General features: G+C 70.2%; 2 protein-coding genes. Both read right to left on the bottom strand.

The genetic code is table 11. The features are described from left to right. Window positions 1-114: 114 nt before the first annotated feature. Window positions 115-2,085: a protease pro-enzyme activation domain-containing protein gene (locus ACFWX1_RS46170; protein WP_378396287.1), complete on the bottom strand. Its 1,971-nt coding sequence runs from the start codon at window positions 2,083-2,085 to the stop codon at window positions 115-117. Window positions 2,086-2,386: 301 nt separating this feature from the next. After that, window positions 2,387-3,145, bottom strand: coding sequence for an ROK family protein (locus tag ACFWX1_RS46175; protein ID WP_378396288.1), 759 nt, complete (start codon window positions 3,143-3,145; stop codon window positions 2,387-2,389). Window positions 3,146-3,254 lie beyond the last annotated feature (109 nt).

A 3,254-nucleotide genomic window follows, 5' to 3' on the forward strand; every position in this document is an offset into this window, starting at 1 on the left:
CGTCTCCACCACGAACCGGCTGCGATGATGGGTATTTTGATCTCGTACGCGGCGCTGAAGGGGACTTTCCACGCTTCGTTTGCGAGGAAAGTCCCCTTCAGCCCAGCCTTCGATCTAGACGAGCATCAGGAACAGCAGGCCGTTCGGCGAGCCGAGGCCGGTGACGTCGTCGTAGCCCTTGGTGGTGTGGATCGTCAGGTTCGGGTAGTCGAACGTCCGCGCCGAGTGGAGCAGACCACCCGAAGCGTCGACGCTGTTGGCGAAGTCCACCCGCGCCACGGCCCCGTCCACGTGCTGCACGTCGCTGATCGCCGAGGTCCGCGCGGTCAGCTTGTAGATCACCGGGTTGATGAACCCGTGGTGGAAGTGGTCGAAGCTGTCGGCGACGGCCATGATCCCGGCGAACACCGGCGACGCGAGGCTCGTGCCGCCGATCCGGTACTGGTCGTAGTGCGCGCCTTCGGGGAAGGTCTGCGTCTGGCCGACCAGGAACCCGGTGTTCGGGTCACCGACCGCGGAGATGTCCGGGACGACGCGGCCCTTCTTGTTCCCCTTCTGGTTCTTCGTCGACAGCGCGTCCGGCACCGAACCCTTCTGGTAGAACGGCTGCTCGAACTGACGGCTCGTGCCACCACCGGAACCGCTGGTGTACGCGCCGGGGAAGCCCGGCGTGTAGGTGCCGTTGGTCAGGCTGGACTTGCCGGTCTCCCAGCCGGTTTCGAACATCCGCTTGCCGTCCTTGCCGACCGCGAGGCTGGTGCCGCCGACAGCGGTCACCCACGGCGAGGAAGCCGCGAAGTCCGGGGTCGGGGTGCCGACGCGGGCGACCTCGTCGCCGTTGTCGCCGGAGGAGAAGTAGACGCCGATGCCCTGCAGCACCGCCTGGACCGCGATCTGGTTGAACGCCTTGATCTCGGCGGGCGGCAGGTCTTCACCGGTGTCGCCGTAGGAGTTCGAGACGATGTCGGCCCGGTGGTCGGCGACGACGTAGTTCAGCGCCTGGTCCAGCGAAAGGTCCTGGCAGTCCGCACCGCCCACGTAGAGGATGTTCGCGCCGGGGGCGAGCCCGTGCGCGGCCTCGACGTCGAGGGTTTCCTCGCCGTACCAGCCCGCGGCGTCGCACTGGTCCGGAGCCTCCGAGCCCGGGGTGGGCGGGAAGATCTTCTGCGAGAACTGCGACGCCTTCAGCGGGTGCTCGGGGTCGTTGCGCTTGGCGTACTCGCTGGCGTCGGCGTAGATGGTCGGCGACGCGAAGGCGTCCACGATCGCGATCGTGGTGCCCTTGCCGTCGGCGCCGAACCGCGCGGCCTGGTCGACGCCGTAGGCCGAGCGCAACTGGGCCGGGGTGTACCCGCACGGCGCGTACGGCAGTTGCTTGCCGTTGTACGCCGGGTCGGTGGTGTCGACCTTCTCGCCGTAGTAGGTGCTGCACGGCCCGGAGTTGCGGAACCCCTTCGCGGGCGGCACGTCGCCCGGCTTGGCGGACTGCGTCTTCACGGCGTCGGAGCCGTCGGTGTGGTCCGGCTTCAGCAGGTTCGTCGCCTGGTCGACGCCGATGACACCGAGCACGTCCTTCGCCAGCGACGCGGGCACCGACAGTTCCTTGTCGGCCGCCCGCAGCGTCCTGCCCTTGACGGCGTACTTGCCGAGCTTGACCGAGAACGCCTTCTGCACCTGGTCCGCGGTGCCGGTCGCCTCGACGTACGCGCGGTTCGTCGGCACGTCGCCGACGCTGAAGCCGCTACCGGCGAGCCACTGCTTCACCGAGTCCACAGTGGACTGCGCGGCGGCGAAGCGGTCGCGGACCTGGTCGGGGCTCAGGAACTTCCGGTAGGACGGACTGTCCGGATCGGACACCGCCTGCGCCGCGGACTCGGCACCCGCCTGGTCGCGCTGGTTCAGGTACACGCGGAAGTTCAGCTTCGACGCCGGCGCGGTGTCGGCGACCTTGGCCTGCGGGTTCGCCCAGAACGGGTGCGACTGCGGAATGTCCTGACGGTCCTGTGCCGACGCCGTGGCCGGCACGGTCGCGGCGAGGCCACCGGCCACCGCGAGCGACAGGAACAGGGTGAGACTTCTTCGCACAGGGTTCTCCCTCTTGAGAAACCCGGCCCCAGGGGCCGGTGAACACCCGGAGAGACTAGGCGCGGATTCCGGCGCGAGGGAAGGCGCGAATTGACCACAACAGAACCGTTATCTCGCCATTCTTTCCCGGACGCCGCCGGACTGCTTCGATAGTCACCGGAAATCCGATTTTTCGCCCGGATCGTCCCCGTTGACGAATTACGCCCGATTTTTCCGCTGTCACCCGAAGCACACCGCACGGCATCGCGCCACCTACTTCCGTCGGGTTCTCGCGCGGAGAAACCCGTCTGACGCAACCGTTTCAGCGGGCCGAGAGGCGTCGATCGACGGCGGCGGGCGCGAACTCGGTTTCCACCACCATCGCGACGGCGCCCCGCACGGCGACACCGTCTTCGCGATCACCGATCTCCACCCGGAGACTCCGCGTCGCGCGCGGCAACGCGCGCTGGTACACGATTTCCCGGACACCGGCGGCGAAATGCGGTTCGGCGAGATCACCGGCGATCACCAGCACGCCCGGATTGACCATGCACACCACGGTCGCCACCACCTCGCCGACCTGACGCCCGGCGATCTGCGCGAGCCGGACCGCCTCCGGCTGTCCGGCCAGTACCCGTTCACGGACGCCCGAACCGGACACCGTCGGCAGGCCCTGCTCGCTCAGCTGGGCGGCCAGCGCGCCCCCGCTCGCGACGGCGGCCAGACAGCCCAGCGACCCGCACGCGCACCGCGCGCCGGGATGGCCGGGCAGCCGGACGTGGCCGATGTCGCCCGCCCCGCCGTCGACGCCGCGATACACCTCCCCGCCGATCACCAGCCCCGCCCCGATCCCGGTGGACACCTTGACCAGCACGAGCGACGGGCAGTCCCGGTAGCGGGCGCGGTGCGCGCCGAGCGCCATCAGGTTCGCGTCGTTGTCGACGAGCACCGGCGCGGGGAACCGGGTGCCCAGGTTCTCGGCGATCGGGTAGTCGTCCCAGCCCGGCATGATCGGCGGCTGGACGGCCCGCGAGCGCGCGGGATCGACCGGGCCGGGCACCGACAGCCCGATGCCGCACACGTCCTCGGGGGGGGGGGGGGGCGGCGGGGGGGGGGGCGCCCCCCCCCCCACGCGAAGGAGAGACGCGCCCCCCCGCCCCCCCCGCCGCGCCCCCCCGCGCGCCGGCCCG

This window comes from Amycolatopsis sp. NPDC059021 (assembly GCF_042739895.1).
Classification (GTDB): Bacteria; Actinomycetota; Actinomycetes; order Mycobacteriales; family Pseudonocardiaceae; genus Amycolatopsis.